The sequence below is a fragment of the Aphanothece sacrum FPU1 genome, from assembly GCF_003864295.1.
Classification (GTDB): domain Bacteria; phylum Cyanobacteriota; class Cyanobacteriia; order Cyanobacteriales; family Microcystaceae; genus Aphanothece_B; species Aphanothece_B sacrum.
Genome location: NZ_BDQK01000017.1, coordinates 217,050 through 235,643, shown reverse-complemented (window position 1 = coordinate 235,643; position 18,594 = coordinate 217,050). Strand labels below are relative to the sequence as shown.

Genomic DNA, 18,594 nt, shown 5'->3' with positions numbered 1-18,594 from the left:
AAATACGACAGAAATTACGCCTAAAGAGTTATTGTAGGGGCATAATATATTATGCCCCTACCGTCACCAGAAATCCCTTAAACCTAAATAAAGGATTAGAGTAGACATAAAAGCAGGATAACAACAGATAGAATGATGTCGGTTTATTCTATTTAACTCTACAAATACAGCTTATGCCACGCCGCAACGATCTAAAGAAAATCTTAATTTTGGGCGCAGGCCCCATTGTAATCGGACAAGCTTGCGAATTCGACTATTCTGGTACTCAAGCTTGTAAAGCTTTGCGAGAAGAAGGTTATGAGGTAGTGTTGGTCAACTCTAACCCTGCATCCATTATGACCGATCCTGACATGGCCAATCGCACCTATATCGAACCCCTGACCCCCGATATGGTGGAGAAAGTCATTGCTAAAGAACGGCCTGATGCGTTATTACCGACAATGGGGGGACAAACGGCCTTGAATGTAGCAGTAGCATTAGCCAAAAATGGGGTCTTAGATAAATATAATGTAGAATTGATCGGGGCCAAACTCCCGGCCATCGAAATGGCAGAAGATCGCAACCTATTCAAAAAAGCGATGGCTAAGATCGGAGTTCCTGTCTGTCCTTCAGGTATTGCCAGTAACCTTGATGAAGCGAAAGAGATCGGTATCGAAATCGGTTCCTATCCTTTAATTATACGCCCTGCATTCACTTTAGGGGGTACTGGAGGGGGTATTGCTTATAACCAAGAAGAATTTGAGGAGATGGCCCAATTTGGCATAGATTCATCCCCAGTCTCTCAAATTCTAGTGGAAAAATCTCTTTTAGGTTGGAAAGAATACGAATTAGAGGTCATGCGGGACTTAGCAGATAATGTGGTCATTATCTGTTCTATCGAAAACTTTGATGCGATGGGGGTACATACAGGAGACTCTATTACGGTAGCACCTGCCCAAACTTTAACAGATAAAGAGTATCAGCGTCTAAGAGACTATTCTCAAGCTATTATCCGGGAAATAGGGGTAGAAACGGGAGGTTCTAACATTCAATTCTCTGTTAACCCTGTTAATGGGGATGTCATCGTTATTGAAATGAACCCCCGTGTCTCTCGTTCTTCTGCGTTAGCTTCTAAAGCGACAGGGTTTCCTATTGCTAAAATTGCGGCTAAATTGGCAGTAGGTTACACTCTCAATGAGATCAATAATGATATTACTAAGCAAACCCCCGCATCTTTTGAACCGACTATTGATTATGTAGTGACAAAAATTCCTCGGTTTGCCTTTGAAAAGTTCCCTGGTTCTCAACCCGTTTTAACTACCCAGATGAAGTCGGTAGGGGAAGCAATGGCCATTGGTCGAACCTTTCAAGAATCTTTCCAAAAAGCGTTAAGATCTTTAGAAACGGGTCGTTATGGTTTTGGTTGCGACAAGAAAGAAACCTTACCTTCTTTATCTCAAGTTCGGGCCAGTTTACGCAGTCCTAATCCTGAAAGAGTTTATAGTATTTATCATGCCATGAAATTAGGCATGACAGTTGAGGAAATTTACGAATTAACAGCTATTGATATCTGGTTTTTGGATAAATTACAAGACCTCATTGAAACAGAAAAGGTTATCAAACAAAACCCTCTTAACAAGATAACTACTGCACAAATGCGGTTATTTAAACAAAAGGGTTTTAGCGATCGCCAAATTGCTTTTGCAACTAAAACGACGGAAGATGAAGTACGGGCCCATCGTAAAAGTTTAGGCATTATTCCAGTGTATAAGGTAGTGGATACTTGCGCTGCTGAATTTGAAGCTTTTACCCCTTATTTCTACTCTACCTACGAACCAAGCGAAACGGAAGTCACTCCTGTCGATAAACCCAAAGTGATGATTTTAGGAGGAGGGCCAAACCGTATTGGTCAAGGGATAGAATTTGACTATTGTTGTTGTCATGCGGCCTTTTCTTTGAGTGATGCAGGGTTTGAAACCATCATGGTTAACTCTAACCCGGAAACCGTTTCTACGGACTACGATACCAGCGATCGCTTATATTTTGAACCCTTGACCAAAGAAGATGTCTTAAACATCATTGAAACTGAGAACCCTGTGGGAGTTATTGTGCAGTTTGGAGGTCAAACACCTTTAAAATTAGCGGTTCCTTTGCAAAAATATCTGGACAGTACCGAATGTCCGGTACAGACTAAAATTTGGGGTACTTCTCCTGATTCTATCGATACTGCGGAAGATCGGGAACGGTTTGAGAAGATTTTACATGATCTCAACATTAAACAACCCGCGAACGGTATTTCTCGCAGTTATGAGGAGTCTGTCGTAGTTGCTTCTCGTATTGGATATCCGGTGGTGGTTCGGCCTTCTTATGTATTAGGGGGACGGGCCATGGAAATAGTCTATTCTGATGAGGAGTTAGAACGGTACATGACTTATGCGGTACTGGTAGAACCTGATCATCCCATCTTAATTGATAAGTTCCTAGAAAATGCGATCGAGGTGGATGTAGACGCATTATGTGACGCTACCGGAAAAGTGGTTATTGGTGGCATTATGGAACATATTGAACAAGCAGGGGTACATTCGGGTGACTCGGCCTGTTCTCTCCCTTATATCACCCTTTCTCCTAGTGTTGTGGACACCATTCGCACTTGGACAACTGCTTTGGCCAAGAGTTTAAAAGTAGTGGGTTTAATGAATATTCAATATGCGGTACAAGGGGAACAAGTTTACATCTTAGAAGCAAACCCCCGCGCATCTCGTACTGTTCCTTTTGTTTCTAAAGCAACTGGACGACCTTTAGCTAAAATTGCTTCTTTGGTGATGTCAGGAAAAACCTTAGAAGAGTTAGGGGTAACAGAGGAATTAATACCCCGTCATATTTCCGTTAAAGAGGCTGTTTTACCCTTCCAAAAGTTCCCAGGTGCAGATACTTTATTAGGGCCAGAAATGCGGTCTACAGGTGAAGTAATGGGGATAGATAATGATTTCGGTAAAGCATTTGCTAAGGCAGAAATAGGCGCAGGAGTTGATTTAGCTACCACCGGAACTGTCTTTGTTTCAATGAGCGATCGGGATAAAATATTAACGGTTCCTGTGGTTAAAGATCTCATATCTTTAGGGTTTAAAGTGGTGGCAACTTCTGGGACACAAAAGGTCTTAGAGGAGAATGGCATAGATGACATTGAAGTAGTATTAAAACTGCATGAAGGTCGTCCCCATGTGATAGATTGGATCAAAAATAAACAGATTCAATTTATTATTAATACGCCAAGTGGAGAAGAATCACAAGTAGATGGTCGTATGATTCGACGCACTGCTTTAGATTACAAATTGCCCATTATTACCACTATAGCAGGGGCAAAAGCAACAGTGGCAGCGATTCGATCTTTGCAGACTCAACCCTTAGAAGTTAAAGCATTGCAAGACTACCTTTCCTAACATTTAGTAGGGTGGGCATTGCCCACCTTTTTCCCCTAATTTAGAAAAAGTATGCTATAATGAGCCAAAAAAATACTAAGTCTACCCATATTTGTTGTTCCTTAACCCACTTATCTATCTAAATTAGACAATCATGGAGTTGCAAAATTGATGTCATTCAAGTCAGTCAAACAGTGGGGAAAGTTATTTGTATTGCTTCAAGCATCAGCTATTATTCAGTTAACTATTCCTAAGTTGACTATTGCTCAAAATAATCCTGTAGACTTACAGAAAACTATTAATTTTGGTTTTGCAGAAGACGCTTATCCTATTAGTGCAACGCTTGAAGGATTAAACAAGGATACCTTTTGTTCCGAGCTATTAAACTATCTTAAGACACAAGAATACATAAAAGAAAACGACTATACATTTGATCTAATTAAAGTTCCGTATAAACACCGTTTCATACAACAGACAATTAAGTATAGCAACAAAAATATTCAATTAGACATTAATTGTGGTTCAATGTCAATAACCAACGATAGAATTAGGAATTTAGCAGGTCATTATATGGGTCATTTCTTTTCAATTTCTTATTTCAAAACTCCATCTAAATATATAATAATAAAACAAAACTATGATACTTTAAGTAAACAATTTAAAGACATACTAGATAATAATGAGGATATAGATATTGGTGAAGACAATGCAATTGCTGTAATAGATAAAACAACTCAGGCTGAATTTCTTAAGAAAAAGCTTAAGAACAAATTTAAATATAATAATATATGCTTTGTAGAAAGCCGAGAGAAATTATACCTTCTTTTAGAAGAAGGTTCTGCTGAAGCAAAAGATTGTCAGGAAGAAGAGAAAGAAGCAGATAAAATAGGAATTACAAAAAAGGTTAATATAGTTGCTTATTCGTCTGATGATATTATTTTAAAAGGAATATTATCTAGGTTTTCAAAGATAAGGGAAAAATATAAATATAGTTCTTTAAAAGGAGAGATTCAAGATTTAGGTCTTGTAATCTACGAGCAACGAATTCCTAAAGAATCAGATGAATATTATCGAAATATAGATACTCGAAATATAATTCTTGCTCGGATAGTCAATGATTGGATTAATGAAACAGGTATAAAATGGATAAATGATAAAAATAAAGAGTTGGATCGGCAATTGGTAGGATACAATATTGTAGATTTTATTAAAAATAATATTATATTATTTTTAATATTTATATTAGTAATAATAGGAGTAGTAACCATATTCAAAAAAAAGATCCTTGAGCTTTTGAGGAACCTCAACAACAAGGTTCCATCTAAATTCAATCCATTTCATCAAATCATTATTAATATTGTTAATACCAATACCAATGAAAATGTAAACGTTAATGGCAATGAGAATGAGATAGATCAAAAAAATTAAACGATACTATTAACAACAGATCTAATGAGGAAACATCATGAATACAAATAATCAAAATCAAAATGTAAACGTTAATGGGAATGGTAATAAGTTTAAGATAAATCAAGAATCAAAAGCTACAATTAATCAAGATTCTAATAATGTAACCTCTCAAAAATTAACTATTGATAAAATTTTAATAGAGTTAGGAAAATTAGAAGAATTGATTAACAATGAAACAAGTTTAGAGTCTGAAGTAAAAGATGAAGCATTAGAGAAAATAAAACATCTCAAACAAGCTAGTCAAAATCCCGAAGATGAACAAATGAAAGGACAAGCAAAAAGCGCATGGAGATATTTAAAAACAATTCCAGTAATGCTAAAAAATCTCAATGAAAATGCTGAACAAATCAAGAAATTGCTGCCTTATATTGATATTATCAAAACGTTTTTTGGCTTTTAATGGCATTGCCCACCTTTTTGATCTAAAATAAATATACTGTGATCTATTGGAGGTAATATAAATTTTACCCACTAATGAACAAGGACTAAAATGTATTTACCTATGTGAATCATTAACCAATACTTATCAGCCAATTTATTTAGTACGTCTTGATGAAAGAGACGGTAAGTTGTTTATTTTGGCAGGTAATGATATCCAAATATTAATTAGTCGTAATGGATACTGGGAGTTTTTAACATGAAACCAGATTTTAATAAAATGAGTAAAGATGAGTTACGTCAATATGTAATTAGTCATCAAGATGACAAAGAAGCATTTTATATTTATGTAGATCATTTAAAGTCTCATCCATCTACTAAAGTCTATTCTAACTCACTTTCTCCTCAAGAAATTGATCAAGTTATTACTAAACATTTAGAACAAGAAAATTTAACTAATGGTTAATATTAAGTATGGTTATTCGTAAATCATCAGATTATTATCAGCCTTCTGATGAGGAAATTATTGCTCAAAACTAAATTTCCTAACATTAGTAGGGTGGGCAATGCCCACCTTAAACTATTCTCGGTAATATAAAGTAAGAATGGAACAAGAATTTGAATGGGATGAATACTGAGGGTGTGTAGAGCATGTGTATAATAATTTTGAATGGTAGTTTTATCGTTTGATGGTGAGGTGAGTTTCTTGAGTTTATTTTTAGATTTTAGTTAAATGTATTTGAGTCAAAATGCGATAATTTCTCCTAATAAACTAACCAATTATCTATTAATTCCTTTGCCGAAGGATGATAAATCTCAATATTTAGCTCTGGGAGGTTATACTTTAGATAACTGGCAACAATTAGAAAGGGATTTACGAGAACAAATTTTAACGTTAGAAGCACAAGCAACCTTAAAAACAAAATATGGGCAAAAATATCAGATTATTGGGTCATTAAATTGTCCTAATGGAACAGTCTTAAAGATAAAAACAATTTGGATAGTCACTGAACAAACTACTACATTTGTTACTTTATTTCCTACATAGGAGAGATAAAAAATGACATTTCCTCTATTTTCTCAAGTCCAATTAACTGAAGATATTCCTAAGTTTAATCTCAAAAAAGGTAGCGTCGGGGTAATAGTTGAACATTATCCTATGTCTCAAGAAGAAGATGGCTACAGTGTAGAGGGTTTAATGGCTCAAGATACCGTAGAAGTCACTGAGTCTCAAATTAAGTTAATTAAGGTTGAACAAGTACAAGAAAAAGCGTCGATAGAGGCGATTCACTACAAAGATTTAGAAAGAGCAATAATTGGGAAGGTGGAAAACTAGAAATGAGCAACGACAATGGTGGCTTTGGAAAATGGTTCGCTAGAAGTATAGGAACGATCATATCTGGGGTTATTGTGGGGGTTATTGTGTTTTATCTGACTGAAGCAAGAAACCCTCAGCCAAATACGGGATCTTCACCAATATCTGGATTGACTACGAAGTCAACCCCTTCTCCTCAAACGGAAATCCCCTTAATTACATCTAAGGCGAATTACACAAGACTTCGGGATCTCCTCGCCCAAGACAAGTGGAAAGAAGCAAACCTAGAAACCTTTCATTTAATTGAAAGGATCAGCAATTCGGAAAAAACCCATATTTGATACAGTATGGAATGCCGCAGGATATCCGCGATCGCTTAATAAGGAAATTGGTTAGGAAATAAATGATATAATTTAAGCAATTAACAGTGTTATATTGGATTTATGTTAAATTTTTACTGTTCTTACTTAGGAGGCAATATTGAACTAACACAAGAACGTCTACAACATATTCTTGAAACTCATCCAGAATTATCATTAATTTATCAATCTGTTATTAGTGAAACATTAGCTAAACCAGATCAAATTCGTCGTAGTTCTCGTTTAGAAAATGCTTTGTTATTTACTCGTTGGTTTGATAATATTCGTAATGGTAAATATATTGTAGTCGTGGTTATTACTGATACTAATCCTAGTTTAAGACACTGGATCATAACAGCATATATTGCCCGTAAATTAACAGGAGGAACCATTGAATGGCAGAAAACCTAATCTTTAAATACGATCCTATAGGTGACATACTTTATATTAATAAATGTCAACCCTATCCTGAACAAGAATCAGAAGAATTAGGAGATGATATTATTATTCGTCTCAACCCACAGACTGAAGAAATTGAAAACTTAGAAATCTTATTTTTTTCCCAACGAATAAAAGAAGATAAAGAATTAACCCTTCCTGTCATTGCTAATCTTCGTTTAGCTAATATTCTCTAAAAAAAAGTACCCATAATGACCTATAACTTTACATTGGTATTGTCAGGTATTAACCAAGTATCAGAAGACTTAGATGCTGCAATAGATGCTGTTTTTCAAGCAGGTTGTGATGATGCTACTTTATGCTTTCGTGATTTAATTCCCTATCTCGAATTTGATCAAGAAGCAACTTCCTTTAGAGAAGCTGTCATTTCTGCTATTCATCAAGTAGAAACAATTAATGATGTAATTAAAGTAGAAAGAATTGAAGCAGATGATTTAGTAACAGCATCAGAAATTGCTCGAAGAATCAACAAAAGTAGAGAATATATTCGTCTTTATCAGATTACAAACAACAACATACTTAAAATTGCAAAATAATGTGGAACCAGATTTTAATCAAACGAGTGAAGATGAGTCACCTCAAGATCCCATTAATCATCCAGATGACAAAGAATGGGAACGTACTTTTAATTTGTTTAAATTAGAGTATGAACAAGCTGCACAACGTTATGAGAATGTATATAAAGCTATTTGGCAAATCTTTCAGTACATGGCCTTATTAGCGGCTGGTATTTTTACGTTTGGTTCAAAAGTAAATGAAAATGATAAATTTCCCTTTGAATTAATTCTATTTATTGCACTATTTCCTCTTGTTTTTTGGTTTTTTGCAACTTATATTCCAATGGATCAATATGGAAAAAACAACTTAGAGCATCTCAAAAATCTTGAAATAAAAATGAACCAAGAATATGAAAAATATCACGAAAATTTTAGCTGGAGACTAGAACATTATTCAAAATTTAAAGCTGTACTTCCTCCCTGGTCTGTAAGACAATCAGTTTTATTCTTCGGTGTTTTTATAACAATTGTTGATATCTTTTCTTTAGTTATTATGGTTCAAGAAAATGAAATAAATGATTTACTATTTCTACAATTTTTTATAATATTTATTCCGATATTCACAGTTGTTTATATTAAAGATAAATTTGATTTATGTCAGCAAAAATTAAAGGAATAGACAAATACTTAGTATGTTTTTATCCAAACAATAAATCTTAAATAAGATAAAAATAGATATACAATAATACAGTTACATAATGTATCAACTTCTTAAATTACTATCTTCTAAACCCATGATTAGCAACCAAACAACTAATCATCGCGCCAATTTTGAGAATTCTCAAAACCAGACAACTAACCATTTTAATATAACAATGATGGTAGAAGTCTATAAAAGTGTTTTAGACACCGATGAAGTCTTTTATTGTAGTTCTCCTGTCACATCAGGTAAACGATACATTGACTGGTTAGAAAGTATTGGAAAGAAATTTGTAGACATTGATAGTGCAGACGAAAACTATCGTATATTACATCATCAAGAAGTCATTACACCTAATCGTCAACACGCACAGGTTATTATTCAAAATTTGCGTCATAAAACAGGTAAAATTGTTGTAGATCCTACTGCACTTCCTCATATTCCAGGTTGGACACAACAAGACTGGCGTTTTTTTTGGCAGCAAGTGATCGAATACTATATAACGACAGCTTTTTTTATTAATGATTGGCAGTATAGTAATGGATGTGTATATGAATTTTGGGTTGCTCAAAAAAAAGGAATTCCTACCTTTAGTGAAACGCAACAACCACTAAATTTAAAAACAGGTGTTAATCTAATTAACAAAGCTATTCCAAGACTAAAAAAGAGAGAAGGAAATACAGAATTTATCGAACAAGTTTTACAAGATTTAGAGAAATTATAAACAATTAATTTCAACAACTAATAAGGAGTATCAAGAAAATGCACTTTAAAGACACAATATTAAATGACTTAGCTGATAAAGCAAATGTGGCTCAATTTGTGAGTTATGATCCTACATTGACACAACGTTATTCTAGAATTTATGGCTACGAAACTAACGATAAATTTACTTCAATTAATGAAGCTATTAGCGCAGTGCTGAATCAGTCTGTTGAAAACTCGGTTAATATACGAAGTTTTGACCCAAAAGATCCAAAAAGTCGGGAATTTTTTTATGGACTTAAAGACATAAATCAAATTGAAGAATCTCTGCAACGTTTATCATCTGAAGGACTCTATACTATTGTTAATGAAACCATTGACATAAATGATGGAGGAGTTTCAGGAGTTATTCTTGGAGATGTGATTGAATTTGCCCCTGGTGATACTCCCCGTTGTGTCGAAAAACCTGGAACAGCATCTTTACCACGCGAAATTGGATTAAATTTACTTAAAATAGTTTATGGTTTCTTACCAGCTTTAGACTATTCTCCCCAAACTCGTGTTGAATTTAGTATTCACCCTTTGCGTCGTGGTTTTCTTCACGATCATACAATTATCTGGGAATTAGAAGATATAGGAATTAGTCATGCTAACGCTAACATTAATTGGCCAAACCGTTTTAGTCAATTTATTGGCGACAAAACTTATGGATTATTAATTGCTTATTTGCTTAATTTACCTGTTCCTTATACAACAGTTATTAGCCGAAAAATAGCACCTTTTAGCTTTGGTCAATCTACAGGATGTACTGAGACTTGGATTCGTACCTCTCCGATGGTTCAAATGCCAGGAAAGTTCACTACTAAGCGAGGATGGTGTGATCCTTTTGAACTGATGAAAACAGAAGATCCCGATGATAATGCAATCGCTTCTATCCTCTCACAAATAGGCATCGAAGCGGCTTATTCCGGGGCATTAATTGTTGGGAAAAATGAAGAAATAATTATTGAAGGAATACAGGGATATGGTGAAGATTTTATGATAGGACAAAAGCATTCTATGGAACTTCCTGATGATATCCTCAACTCAGTAAAAAATATTTATAAACAAGTCGTTGAACAATTAGGTGCTGTTAGAATGGAATGGGTAGCTGACTCTCAAAAAATTTGGGTTGTTCAATTACATCAAGGTTCCACGAAAAGTTATGGTAATACTATCTATCCTGGGAGTGTTTCTTACTACTACAAATTTGATGTCAAACAAGGACTTGAGGAACTTCGGCATTTAATATCTACAATTAATCCTCACTCTGAAGGTATTATCTTAATGGGTGATGTGGGTATTACCAGCCATTTTGGTGATGTACTTCGACGGGCTAAAATTCCTTCTAAAATTGAAGCAGTAGAAAAAATATTTAACAACGAAAATGATGACATATAATTTCACCTTAGTATTGTCAGGTATTAGTCAAATATCAGAAGAATTAGATGCTTTAGCAGATGCTATTTTTGAAGCAGGGTGTGATGATGCTACCCTATGCTTTCGTGATTTAATTCCCTATCTTGAATTTGATCGGGAAGCAACTTCTTTTAGAGAAGCTGTCATTTCTGCTATTGAACAAGTTGAAGGAATAAATGATACTATAAAAGTGGCAAGAATCGAAAAATGAATATTATTTTTACTTATAATGGTATTACTTTTGAATGGAATAAGGAAAAAGCAGTCTCGAATTTTCGCAAACATAATATTTCCTTTGAAAAAGCTTGTGAAACTTTCTTTGATCCTTTTTTATTACCATTAGATAGTGATTATGTAGAAGGAGAAGAACGCGATCGCTTAATTGGTTTAACCTTAGATTGGCAACTTTTATTAGTTGTCTATCTATTAAAAGAAGATACAATAAGAATAATCTCTGCTCGTTCTACAACTTCGTCAGAAAGAAAACAGTATGAAACTCGATAAACTCAAACAACGTTTACATCAAGATAGACCAACGGTTACGATTAATTTACAAATACCAGAAGATGTTTTAAAAGATTTACAAGAAATTGCCCCTAAATTGGGATTTTCTAATTATCAAGCTTTAATTCGTGCGTATATTGGTCAAGGGTTAAGAGTTGATTGGGAAAAATTAGAAAATAATGCTTTATCAAGTTTAATTGAAAGTTTACGAAAACATGGTGTCACTGATGACATAATTTCTGCTGCAATCGCTGATATTAAACAATTTTAACTAAGCTTAAGAACGGATTTTATTAAATCAATGAACAATCAGTTAAACTCAATTTTAAAATCAATAGAGAAGTATTTAAAAACCATCTATCAAGATGAACTAGATCAAGTCATTCTTTTTGGTTCTCAAGCTAGAGGGAATGCTACTGCTGAATCAGATATTGATATTCTAATTATTTTAAAACACCCATTTCGTTATTATCAAGAAGTTCAAAGAATCAGTGAATTTATTAGTGAATTATCCTTAGAATACAATCAATTAATTAGTTGTTGTTTTACCACATCTGAACAATGGCAAACAGAAAATAGTGCTTTTTATCGAAATATTCATAAAGAAGGAATAATCTTATGAATAAAATTCAGCTTAAATTTTTAGAGAAGGCACAAAAAAGTTTAGCCGTTGCTAGATAAATTAATGAGACAGGTTATCCTGAGTTTGCCGTATCGAGAGCTTATTATACTATGTTTTATGTTGCTTCTGCTTTCTTAGAAGGAGAAAATTTATCTTACGGAAAACATTCAGCAATTATTTCTGCATTTGGACAATATTTTGCTAAGAATGAACGAGTTCCTAAAAAGTATCATCGCTATCTAATTGAAGCAGAAAAACTCAGAAAAGGGGCAGACTATAATCTCGATATTGAAATTAGTTGTGATGAAGCTAATCAAATCATACAGCAAGCAGAAGAAATGTTATTGTTTGCCTTTGATCATTTATAAAAAAGTTTATTCAGTCGGAATAAAACCTATATTTGATGCAGTATGGAATGCAGCAGGTTATCCGCGATCGCTTAATTGGTTTAACATTAGATTGGCAACTTTTATTAGTTGTCTATCTATTAAAAGAAGATAGAAAGTGGGATCACCACATTAATTCCTAAAAAATCAAACTCCCCAGGTAGGATTCGAACCTACGACCAATCGGTTAACAGCCGACCGCTCTACCACTGAGCTACTGAGGATTGCTCATCACGATTATTAATCATAGCAACAACCTGTGTAATTTGGCAAGCCCCTAATTCATGTTTTGTGAAAAATTCACCAAAAAGAGCGTTGTGAATTGTTCCCTTACAACGATATCTTATAAGTATGCCTCTCTTAACAGTTAGTCCTAATGCGTACCCATCACTCTTGTCCTGTGTCTTTGTCCCTGATGTCTACGGACCTGCCAATTTTATCCACCATTGAAACGGCCGGAACCCTATATCAAAAAGATCATCTTCGTTTTCATCTGCTGTTGAACCAACCCGATACAGAAGGAACAGCAACCGGAGAGTTTAGCTCATCAGTAGAGACGGCTAAACAATTATTGTGGTTAGAAATTTCTCCGTCTCGTGTCATTATGACTTTACAAGGCAATGGAAAATTTGCTTATCGACATTTTTGGGAAACAGGTATTTATGGGGTCAGTCGTTATTGGTTAAATAATGAGGGAGGAGAACTCACGGATGCGTTTCGCCTACGAAACTACACTCGCAGTATTGAGTTACACGGAGAGGTCTTCCCTGAGTACTTACGGGTAGAATACGAATTATGGACAGGCCGAGTACAACTTGGGCATTATGTCCTACATCTGGAAGTTTATTCGTGAACTACCTCAACTAATCGGCTCTCCCGACATCTTGGTATAAAATGTATAATCAGCTACAATACTTTATATGGTGGGTTACGACGCGCCTTAAAACTTATTAGTTTTTCATCAAAATCATAGCCGCGTCTAACCCACCCTACGAATTATAAGCTTTACTTATCACCACAGGTACGGGAGAGCCAGTTTTTAGTCTTTAGTATTTACCTGAAAGCTATTTCTCTATCTTGGTTAAAATCTACTTATTTTAGCCATTTAGCTATTAAAATAGGTAAGTTTAAGTAATTTTAGCTAATTTTTTAGTCTTTAGTATTTACCCCTTAAAAACTAAACTCTGTCAACACAATAAAAAATGTAACGAAATGTAACGTATAATGAGTAACACACACAAACCCTTATAGAGATTACTATAGATGCGAGTTGCGATCGCCGGAGCAGGTTTAGCGGGCCTTTCTTGTGCCAAATATCTAGTTGATGCGGGACACACCCCCATTGTTTTAGAACGTAGGGATGTATTAGGCGGTAAAATAGCTGCCTGGAAAGACAAAGACGGAGACTGGTACGAAACCGGACTACATATCTTTTTTGGAGCATATCCCAATATGCTGCAATTATTCAAGGAATTGGGCATTGAAGACCGTTTACAGTGGAAAGAACATTCCATGATCTTCAACCAACCCGAAACCCCTGGAACCTATTCTCGCTTTAATTTTCCAGATATTCCCGCCCCTGTCAACGGTATTGTGGCAATTTTGCGCAATAACGATATGTTAACATGGGAAGAAAAAATTAAATTTGGACTAGGGTTAATTCCAGCTATCGTGCGTGGACAAAGCTATGTCGAAGAAATGGATCGTTATTCTTGGTCAGAATGGCTAAAAAAACAAAATATTCCGGCTAGAGTCGAAAAAGAAGTCTTTATCGCCATGTCCAAGGCCTTAAACTTTATTAACCCCTCAGAAATCTCAGCCACCATTTTATTAACTGCCCTGAACCGCTTCTTACAAGAGAAAAACGGCTCAAAAATGGCCTTTTTAGATGGTTCTCCCACAGAAAGACTATGCCAACCTTTAGTAGATTACATTAGCGAACGAGAGGGTCAAGTCAGACTAAATGCGCCCTTAAAAGAAATATTACTCAATGAAGATAATACCGTTAAAGCCTTTCTTTTAAGAGGGCTTGATGGCGCACCAGATGAGGTATTAGAAGCAGATTTATATCTATCTGCTATGCCCGTTGACCCATTAAAGGTCATGTTACCCCAATCCTGGCGACAACTGCCAGAATTTAAACAATTAGAAGGGTTAGAAGGGGTTCCCGTCATTAACCTTCATCTGTGGTTTGATCGTAAATTAACCGATATTGATCATTTGTTATTTTCTCGTTCAGACTTACTTAGTGTCTATGCGGACATGAGTAACACTTGTAAAGAATACGCTAACCGAGATCGCTCCATGTTAGAGTTAGTCTTGGCTCCTGCTCATGATTGGATAAATCAATCTGATGAAGCCATTATTGCTGCGACCCTGGCAGAATTAGAAAAACTCTTTCCTCAACACTTTAATGGGGAAAATCAAGCTAAATTGCTAAAATCTCACGTGGTTAAAACCCCTCGTTCCGTTTATAAGGCAACCCCAGGACGACAAGCTTGTCGCCCTTCCCAAAAAACCTCCATTGCTAACTTTTATTTAGCGGGTGACTATACCATGCAAAAATATTTAGGAAGTATGGAAGGGGCTGTACTCTCAGGAAAATTGGCGGCACAAACCATTGCTCAAGATTATCCGGCTAACTCGACTTTTTCTCACCAAAAAAGCCAAAAACAAGCCTCTTTAGTTTAGGATGAGACATAATCATCCCCTCTTCCTAAAAACTTATTTTTGGGAAATAATGACTAAGGCCTCATTGAATGGGACAATGCTAAATGGTTAACCCCTCAATGATTCGGTCAAGTTCCATACTATAGACAATCATTCTGCCTGTGCTGAATGCTGCAACTGCCTAAACCAACCCAACCCCAAAAATCTCTGGCCCCTCTCGATGAGGCCTACGAATTGTGTCGCCAAATTACCCAGAAATATTCCAAAACCTTTTATCTGGGAACCCTGTTAATGCCCCCCGAAAAGCGTCAAGCAATATGGGCTATTTACGTTTGGTGTCGGCGTACTGATGAATTAGTTGACGGGCCTCAAGCCCAGTTAACTACACCAGAAACCCTAAAACTCTGGGAAGAACATCTAGAATCCCTATTTTCGGGTCATCCCATCGATGATGAGGATGTGGCCTTAGTGGATACTCTGGAACGTTTTCCCATTGAGATTACTCCCTTTCGGGATATGATCGCTGGACAAGAGATGGATTTATATCGCAGTCGTTATGAAACCTTTGAAGAACTAAAACTATATTGTTACCGTGTGGCGGGAACAGTGGGGTTGATGTCAAGCTCAGTATTAGGCATTGAAGGGAATCATTATGGGGCTGCCTGGGAACAACATCAAGAAAAATATCTCCCTAAAGAAGAAGCGATCGCCTTGGGCATTGCTAATCAATTAACTAATATTCTGCGGGATGTGGGAGAAGACGCTCAAAGAGGGCGTATTTATCTACCTTTAGAAGATTTAGAGCGGTTTAATTACACTGAAGATGATTTATTCAATGGAGTGATTGATGATCGTTGGCGTAATTTAATGGCTTTTGAGATTCAACGGGCCCGCCACTATTATCAAGAGTCTGAAAAAGGCATCCGAGGTTTGAACAGAGATTCTCGCTGGCCAGTTTGGGCAGCTTTGATGCTTTATCAGGGAATTTTGGATGTCATCGAAGCTAATGGCTATGATGTTTTTACAACGCGGGCTTTTGTTCCAACTCCGAAAAAGATGCTCTATCTTCCGGTCGCTTGGTTACGGGCCCAAGTCCTTTAACAGTGAACAGTTATCAGTCAACAGTTATCAGTTAAATCCTTGAGTCTAAATCTCTCATTATATGACTGATAATTATTTTAACAAATAGGGGTCAACGGCCGTTGACCCCTACACTTAGGTAATAGTTGACTGAACTAAGATAAACGGTTGTAAAATTAAACTTTTAAATAATTTTGAGGGTTCAATATTCCAGGTGTTTAACTGTTCAACAGAGGGTTTACCAATCAACTCCTCTGCCATCCAATGTTGCACTGAATTGACTTGATCTTGAGCGATCGCTAATCCTACTTCTAATAAGTCTAAATTTTCATTGACGATAATAATAGCATCTCGTTTAGCATGAGGAATTAAGTCTTGCCATTCTACCTCAGCCATATCTTTGATTAAGCGTGTTTTCAGGTCTTCCATGAAAAAATTGGGTAATTATAGTCATTCTGGCGTGGGGACATGAAACCCTGAAAGCCTTACCAGATGACGAAAAGAGCAAAACATGGTAAAAAGAAAATGTTCTTTTTTTAGCGATCGCCGTCTAAACCCAAAATGTTACCAGAAATTTATAACAACCATTTAACAAAGTATCTGAAAAAATCGGAATATTTAATACTGTTAATCATGATAGAATTAGTGCAAGTATATAGGAAAATTAGGTTTTATGAGTTAGCTAGTTATTTTCCCAGTCCCATTTTATTTGAAAGTAAGAGAAAAAAGTTAAAACGGTTTTTCGAGATTCCTTGTTTGACAATTGAAGGAGTATGGATACCTATCATAAAACAGTGGTTAAAGCAATCATTTAGTACAGGAGATGTCTTACATATTGCCATAGATAGAACCCAATGGGGGTTGATTAATATTTTGATGGTAAGTCTGGTAATTGATAATAGAGGAATTCCCTTATATTTTGAGTTGCTAGATCACATCGGTAATAGTAACTTTGACACACAGAAAAGTATATTAGCCCGAATATTACTCTTTCTAAAAGAATATAAAATAGTTGTCTTAGGGGATAGAGAATTCTGCTCAGTTGAACTAGCAAAATGGTTACATGGACAAAAAAGAGTTTATTATGCACTCAGATTGAAGAAAAGCAACTATATTGAAGTAGAAAAGGAAATGTGGACGCGACTAAAAGATTTAGGATTATCTTCAGGAATGTCTTTATTTTATCAAGGAGTTAAAGTTACGAAAACAAAAGGATTTATAGGCAGTAATATAGTGGCGAAATGGAAAAAGAAGTATAGAGGAATAGAGACAAAAGAAGCTTGGTTTATTATCACAAATTTAACCAGTATTGATGAGACGATTGACGCTTATAAAAAGAGATTTTGTATTGAGGAAATGTTTCGGGATTTTAAGAAAGGTGGTTATGATTTAGAAAGAACGAAATTAACAGGACATCGCCTTACTTCCTTAATTATATTGATTACTCTAGCTTATTCAATGGCAACATTTTCTGGAAAAATTATTAAAGAGAAAGGATTGGCAAAATATGTGGGGAGAGTCAGAAAAAACAAGAAAATGCGACGGAGACACAGTAACTTTTATATCGGTCTTCATGGAAAAGATTGGGTTGACTCTTGTGATTTATTTACCGTTGAAGCCCAGGCATTAATGCAATTAAGCCCCGAAAAACGCGCCTATTATCGACGAGGACGACGGGCTATATCCCTGATTAAGTCTAGCTTATAGATTTTTATGTCCCCACGCCAGGAACTTTCCATTATTTTTAGCTGGTTTCAAATCAATGGTTACATTAAAATTAACTCATTCTAGCTTTTCTGTAAACTTTTTAAGGAGGTAACATCCATCCCAATCTTGTCGATTGCTGATATATTTTTTTTAATGTATTAATATCTCTGACAGAAATTAAAGGAGGAGTACGCACCTGAGAAAAATAGAGAGCATCAGTTTCTTTTGGACTATGGCCCCAAATTCCTAAAGCATGGCCTAGTTCATGACGGGCTGTCACCAAGATAGATGACTGACTCCCTCGCGGACTAATCTCAATGATCATGCGATGAAAAAGTTGCCGATCTTGAATATAAAAATTATAGCGAGTTTGGGCGGCTCGCGCTCTAGAAATCTGTAATTGTCCTGTTTTGGGGTCAAATTGACCATCTAAGGGAGGATCAGTTCTTTTAATAATAATATCGGCTAATTCAGTACCTTCAACTTCTTTTAAAGGTAAATAAACATTCCATTGCGCGATGGCCTCTGTTACCGCTTCTGACCATTCTACAAAGCGACGGGTACTAGCTGCGGTATCATCAGGATTAGGAGGACGATCAAGATAGACGTTAATGGGAAATTTTGACCAAATTAAATATCCCACCAAGGTTTCTGTCACTTGCTCAAAATAGTCTTCTGTGTTTTGGTCATTTTGCCATTGAGCTAAGGTAGAGGGAAGGGGATGAATTTTTGGGGGGGGAAGGGATGAGGTTAAATCATCTGCTTGAACTTGAGAAAGGGACGTTAAAGGTATCAGTAAAGCGATTATTATAATCAATCCCCCCATTAACAATAGTTCCCTATATTTCCGCCCGGAACAATTAAAATGACGGAAAATCATAATATC

At 35.7% G+C, this 18,594-nt stretch carries 25 protein-coding genes and 1 tRNA gene; 23 read left to right on the top strand and 3 right to left on the bottom strand.

All coding sequences use genetic code 11. The features are described from left to right. Positions 1 to 173 precede the first annotated feature (173 nt). From carB to AsFPU1_RS20970, 19 genes are all read left to right on the top strand, one after another. A complete protein-coding gene (carB, locus tag AsFPU1_RS21060; protein ID WP_124973310.1) occupies positions 174 to 3,419 on the top strand; it encodes a carbamoyl-phosphate synthase large subunit in 3,246 nt (1,081 codons plus the stop codon). A gap of 150 nt (positions 3,420 to 3,569) precedes the next feature. Continuing rightward, the gene (locus AsFPU1_RS21055) at positions 3,570 to 4,826 is read left to right on the top strand and encodes a transporter substrate-binding domain-containing protein (RefSeq protein ID WP_125061181.1); all 1,257 of its coding nucleotides are present in this window, start codon (positions 3,570 to 3,572) and stop codon (positions 4,824 to 4,826) included. A 37-nt stretch (positions 4,827 to 4,863) separates the two neighbouring features. Then, on the top strand, positions 4,864 to 5,268 hold the full coding sequence (locus AsFPU1_RS21050; RefSeq protein ID WP_124973314.1) for a hypothetical protein: 405 nt from the start codon (positions 4,864 to 4,866) through the stop codon (positions 5,266 to 5,268). Between the two features lie 61 nt (positions 5,269 to 5,329). Beyond that, complete coding sequence (locus AsFPU1_RS23615) at positions 5,330 to 5,509, top strand: DUF6888 family protein (protein WP_124973428.1); 180 nt, start codon at positions 5,330 to 5,332, stop codon at positions 5,507 to 5,509. Beyond that, positions 5,506 to 5,712 (top strand): DUF6887 family protein, encoded by a 207-nt coding sequence (locus AsFPU1_RS21040; RefSeq protein ID WP_124973317.1) that lies wholly within the window; start codon positions 5,506 to 5,508, stop codon positions 5,710 to 5,712. Before AsFPU1_RS23615 ends, AsFPU1_RS21040 begins: the two co-directional genes overlap by 4 nt. 267 nt (positions 5,713 to 5,979) lie before the next feature. Continuing rightward, positions 5,980 to 6,294 carry a DUF6883 domain-containing protein gene (locus tag AsFPU1_RS21035; RefSeq protein WP_124973319.1) on the top strand — a complete coding sequence of 105 codons (315 nt, stop codon included), beginning with the start codon at positions 5,980 to 5,982 and terminating at the stop codon, positions 6,292 to 6,294. A gap of 12 nt (positions 6,295 to 6,306) precedes the next feature. Further along, positions 6,307 to 6,582 carry a DUF4926 domain-containing protein gene (locus AsFPU1_RS21030; RefSeq protein ID WP_124973321.1) on the top strand — a complete coding sequence of 92 codons (276 nt, stop codon included), beginning with the start codon at positions 6,307 to 6,309 and terminating at the stop codon, positions 6,580 to 6,582. 2 nt (positions 6,583 to 6,584) lie between these two features. Beyond that, the gene (locus tag AsFPU1_RS21025) at positions 6,585 to 6,902 is read left to right on the top strand and encodes a hypothetical protein (RefSeq protein ID WP_124973323.1); all 318 of its coding nucleotides are present in this window, start codon (positions 6,585 to 6,587) and stop codon (positions 6,900 to 6,902) included. A 102-nt stretch (positions 6,903 to 7,004) separates the two neighbouring features. Further along, a complete protein-coding gene (locus AsFPU1_RS21020; protein ID WP_124973325.1) occupies positions 7,005 to 7,331 on the top strand; it encodes a hypothetical protein in 327 nt (108 codons plus the stop codon). Then, positions 7,316 to 7,555, top strand: a complete 240-nt coding sequence (locus AsFPU1_RS21015) for a DUF2283 domain-containing protein (protein ID WP_124973327.1) — start codon at positions 7,316 to 7,318, stop codon at positions 7,553 to 7,555. The genes AsFPU1_RS21020 and AsFPU1_RS21015 overlap by 16 nt, the downstream gene beginning before the upstream one ends. Before the next feature lie 15 nt (positions 7,556 to 7,570). Continuing rightward, on the top strand, positions 7,571 to 7,915 hold the full coding sequence (locus AsFPU1_RS21010; RefSeq protein WP_227873440.1) for a hypothetical protein: 345 nt from the start codon (positions 7,571 to 7,573) through the stop codon (positions 7,913 to 7,915). Position 7,916: 1 nt separating this feature from the next. Then, on the top strand, positions 7,917 to 8,555 hold the full coding sequence (locus AsFPU1_RS21005; RefSeq protein WP_124973329.1) for a hypothetical protein: 639 nt from the start codon (positions 7,917 to 7,919) through the stop codon (positions 8,553 to 8,555). Positions 8,556 to 8,634: 79 nt separating this feature from the next. Continuing rightward, positions 8,635 to 9,300, top strand: a complete 666-nt coding sequence (locus AsFPU1_RS21000; RefSeq protein ID WP_124973331.1) for a hypothetical protein — start codon at positions 8,635 to 8,637, stop codon at positions 9,298 to 9,300. Between the two features lie 38 nt (positions 9,301 to 9,338). Continuing rightward, positions 9,339 to 10,721, top strand: a complete 1,383-nt coding sequence (locus AsFPU1_RS20995; RefSeq protein ID WP_124973333.1) for a hypothetical protein — start codon at positions 9,339 to 9,341, stop codon at positions 10,719 to 10,721. Further along, positions 10,708 to 10,950, top strand: a complete 243-nt coding sequence (locus tag AsFPU1_RS20990) for a hypothetical protein (RefSeq protein ID WP_227873441.1) — start codon at positions 10,708 to 10,710, stop codon at positions 10,948 to 10,950. The genes AsFPU1_RS20995 and AsFPU1_RS20990 overlap by 14 nt, the downstream gene beginning before the upstream one ends. Beyond that, positions 10,947 to 11,243, top strand: a complete 297-nt coding sequence (locus tag AsFPU1_RS20985; RefSeq protein ID WP_124973335.1) for a BrnT family toxin — start codon at positions 10,947 to 10,949, stop codon at positions 11,241 to 11,243. The genes AsFPU1_RS20990 and AsFPU1_RS20985 overlap by 4 nt, the downstream gene beginning before the upstream one ends. Next, positions 11,230 to 11,514: a hypothetical protein gene (locus tag AsFPU1_RS20980; protein ID WP_124973337.1), complete on the top strand. Its 285-nt coding sequence runs from the start codon at positions 11,230 to 11,232 to the stop codon at positions 11,512 to 11,514. Before AsFPU1_RS20985 ends, AsFPU1_RS20980 begins: the two co-directional genes overlap by 14 nt. 30 nt (positions 11,515 to 11,544) lie before the next feature. Next, positions 11,545 to 11,865: a nucleotidyltransferase domain-containing protein gene (locus tag AsFPU1_RS20975; RefSeq protein WP_124973339.1), complete on the top strand. Its 321-nt coding sequence runs from the start codon at positions 11,545 to 11,547 to the stop codon at positions 11,863 to 11,865. A 59-nt stretch (positions 11,866 to 11,924) separates the two neighbouring features. Next, entirely contained in the window at positions 11,925 to 12,233 is a 309-nt protein-coding gene (locus tag AsFPU1_RS20970) for a HEPN domain-containing protein (protein WP_227873446.1), read from the top strand. Between the two features lie 170 nt (positions 12,234 to 12,403). Here AsFPU1_RS20970 and AsFPU1_RS20965 read toward each other — a convergent pair. After that, positions 12,404 to 12,475: transfer RNA gene (locus AsFPU1_RS20965), tRNA-Asn, on the bottom strand. Positions 12,476 to 12,627: 152 nt separating this feature from the next. Here AsFPU1_RS20965 and AsFPU1_RS20960 point away from each other — a divergent pair. The 3 genes from AsFPU1_RS20960 to crtB all read left to right on the top strand — a co-directional run bounded on the left by AsFPU1_RS20960 (position 12,628) and on the right by crtB (position 16,022). Then, entirely contained in the window at positions 12,628 to 13,104 is a 477-nt protein-coding gene (locus AsFPU1_RS20960; RefSeq protein WP_124973341.1) for a hypothetical protein, read from the top strand. Between the two features lie 410 nt (positions 13,105 to 13,514). Then, positions 13,515 to 14,942, top strand: a complete 1,428-nt coding sequence (gene pds, locus AsFPU1_RS20955) for a 15-cis-phytoene desaturase (RefSeq protein WP_124973343.1) — start codon at positions 13,515 to 13,517, stop codon at positions 14,940 to 14,942. A gap of 147 nt (positions 14,943 to 15,089) precedes the next feature. Further along, on the top strand, positions 15,090 to 16,022 hold the full coding sequence (gene crtB / locus AsFPU1_RS20950) for a 15-cis-phytoene synthase CrtB (protein ID WP_124973345.1): 933 nt from the start codon (positions 15,090 to 15,092) through the stop codon (positions 16,020 to 16,022). Between the two features lie 114 nt (positions 16,023 to 16,136). Here crtB and AsFPU1_RS20945 read toward each other — a convergent pair whose 3' ends face one another. Next, on the bottom strand, positions 16,137 to 16,430 hold the full coding sequence (locus AsFPU1_RS20945) for a DUF2288 domain-containing protein (protein WP_124973347.1): 294 nt from the start codon (positions 16,428 to 16,430) through the stop codon (positions 16,137 to 16,139). A 132-nt stretch (positions 16,431 to 16,562) separates the two neighbouring features. On the opposite strand from AsFPU1_RS20945, the gene AsFPU1_RS20940 reads away from it, so the two are divergent. Continuing rightward, a complete protein-coding gene (locus tag AsFPU1_RS20940; RefSeq protein ID WP_124969650.1) occupies positions 16,563 to 17,708 on the top strand; it encodes an IS4 family transposase in 1,146 nt (381 codons plus the stop codon). Positions 17,709 to 17,808: 100 nt separating this feature from the next. On the opposite strand, the gene AsFPU1_RS20935 is transcribed toward AsFPU1_RS20940, so the two are convergent. Continuing rightward, the gene (locus tag AsFPU1_RS20935) at positions 17,809 to 18,534 is read right to left on the bottom strand and encodes a peptidase (RefSeq protein WP_124973349.1); all 726 of its coding nucleotides are present in this window, start codon (positions 18,532 to 18,534) and stop codon (positions 17,809 to 17,811) included. Positions 18,535 to 18,594: the final 60 nt, after the last annotated feature.

Bases quoted from the DNA above. Each gene is read 5' to 3' on its own strand.
- AsFPU1_RS20995 (WP_124973333.1), top strand. From the start codon at position 9,339: ATGCACTTTAAAGACACAATATTAAATGACTTAGCTGATAAAGCAAAT.
- AsFPU1_RS21055 (WP_125061181.1), top strand. From the start codon at position 3,570: ATGTCATTCAAGTCAGTCAAACAGTGGGGAAAGTTATTTGTATTGCTT.
- AsFPU1_RS20980 (WP_124973337.1), top strand. From the start codon at position 11,230: ATGAAACTCGATAAACTCAAACAACGTTTACATCAAGATAGACCAACG.
- carB (WP_124973310.1), top strand. From the start codon at position 174: ATGCCACGCCGCAACGATCTAAAGAAAATCTTAATTTTGGGCGCAGGC.
- AsFPU1_RS20945 (WP_124973347.1), bottom strand. From the start codon at position 16,430: ATGGAAGACCTGAAAACACGCTTAATCAAAGATATGGCTGAGGTAGAA.
- crtB (WP_124973345.1), top strand. From the start codon at position 15,090: ATGCTGCAACTGCCTAAACCAACCCAACCCCAAAAATCTCTGGCCCCT.
- AsFPU1_RS20985 (WP_124973335.1), top strand. From the start codon at position 10,947: ATGAATATTATTTTTACTTATAATGGTATTACTTTTGAATGGAATAAG.
- AsFPU1_RS21040 (WP_124973317.1), top strand. From the start codon at position 5,506: ATGAAACCAGATTTTAATAAAATGAGTAAAGATGAGTTACGTCAATAT.
- AsFPU1_RS21000 (WP_124973331.1), top strand. From the start codon at position 8,635: ATGTATCAACTTCTTAAATTACTATCTTCTAAACCCATGATTAGCAAC.
- pds (WP_124973343.1), top strand. From the start codon at position 13,515: ATGCGAGTTGCGATCGCCGGAGCAGGTTTAGCGGGCCTTTCTTGTGCC.
- AsFPU1_RS20990 (WP_227873441.1), top strand. From the start codon at position 10,708: ATGATGACATATAATTTCACCTTAGTATTGTCAGGTATTAGTCAAATA.
- AsFPU1_RS20940 (WP_124969650.1), top strand. From the start codon at position 16,563: ATGTTACCAGAAATTTATAACAACCATTTAACAAAGTATCTGAAAAAA.
- AsFPU1_RS21030 (WP_124973321.1), top strand. From the start codon at position 6,307: ATGACATTTCCTCTATTTTCTCAAGTCCAATTAACTGAAGATATTCCT.
- AsFPU1_RS21015 (WP_124973327.1), top strand. From the start codon at position 7,316: ATGGCAGAAAACCTAATCTTTAAATACGATCCTATAGGTGACATACTT.
- AsFPU1_RS20975 (WP_124973339.1), top strand. From the start codon at position 11,545: ATGAACAATCAGTTAAACTCAATTTTAAAATCAATAGAGAAGTATTTA.
- AsFPU1_RS21050 (WP_124973314.1), top strand. From the start codon at position 4,864: ATGAATACAAATAATCAAAATCAAAATGTAAACGTTAATGGGAATGGT.
- AsFPU1_RS21035 (WP_124973319.1), top strand. From the start codon at position 5,980: ATGTATTTGAGTCAAAATGCGATAATTTCTCCTAATAAACTAACCAAT.
- AsFPU1_RS20960 (WP_124973341.1), top strand. From the start codon at position 12,628: ATGCGTACCCATCACTCTTGTCCTGTGTCTTTGTCCCTGATGTCTACG.
- AsFPU1_RS21010 (WP_227873440.1), top strand. From the start codon at position 7,571: ATGACCTATAACTTTACATTGGTATTGTCAGGTATTAACCAAGTATCA.
- AsFPU1_RS20935 (WP_124973349.1), bottom strand. From the start codon at position 18,534: ATGGGGGGATTGATTATAATAATCGCTTTACTGATACCTTTAACGTCC.
- AsFPU1_RS21020 (WP_124973325.1), top strand. From the start codon at position 7,005: ATGTTAAATTTTTACTGTTCTTACTTAGGAGGCAATATTGAACTAACA.
- AsFPU1_RS21025 (WP_124973323.1), top strand. From the start codon at position 6,585: ATGAGCAACGACAATGGTGGCTTTGGAAAATGGTTCGCTAGAAGTATA.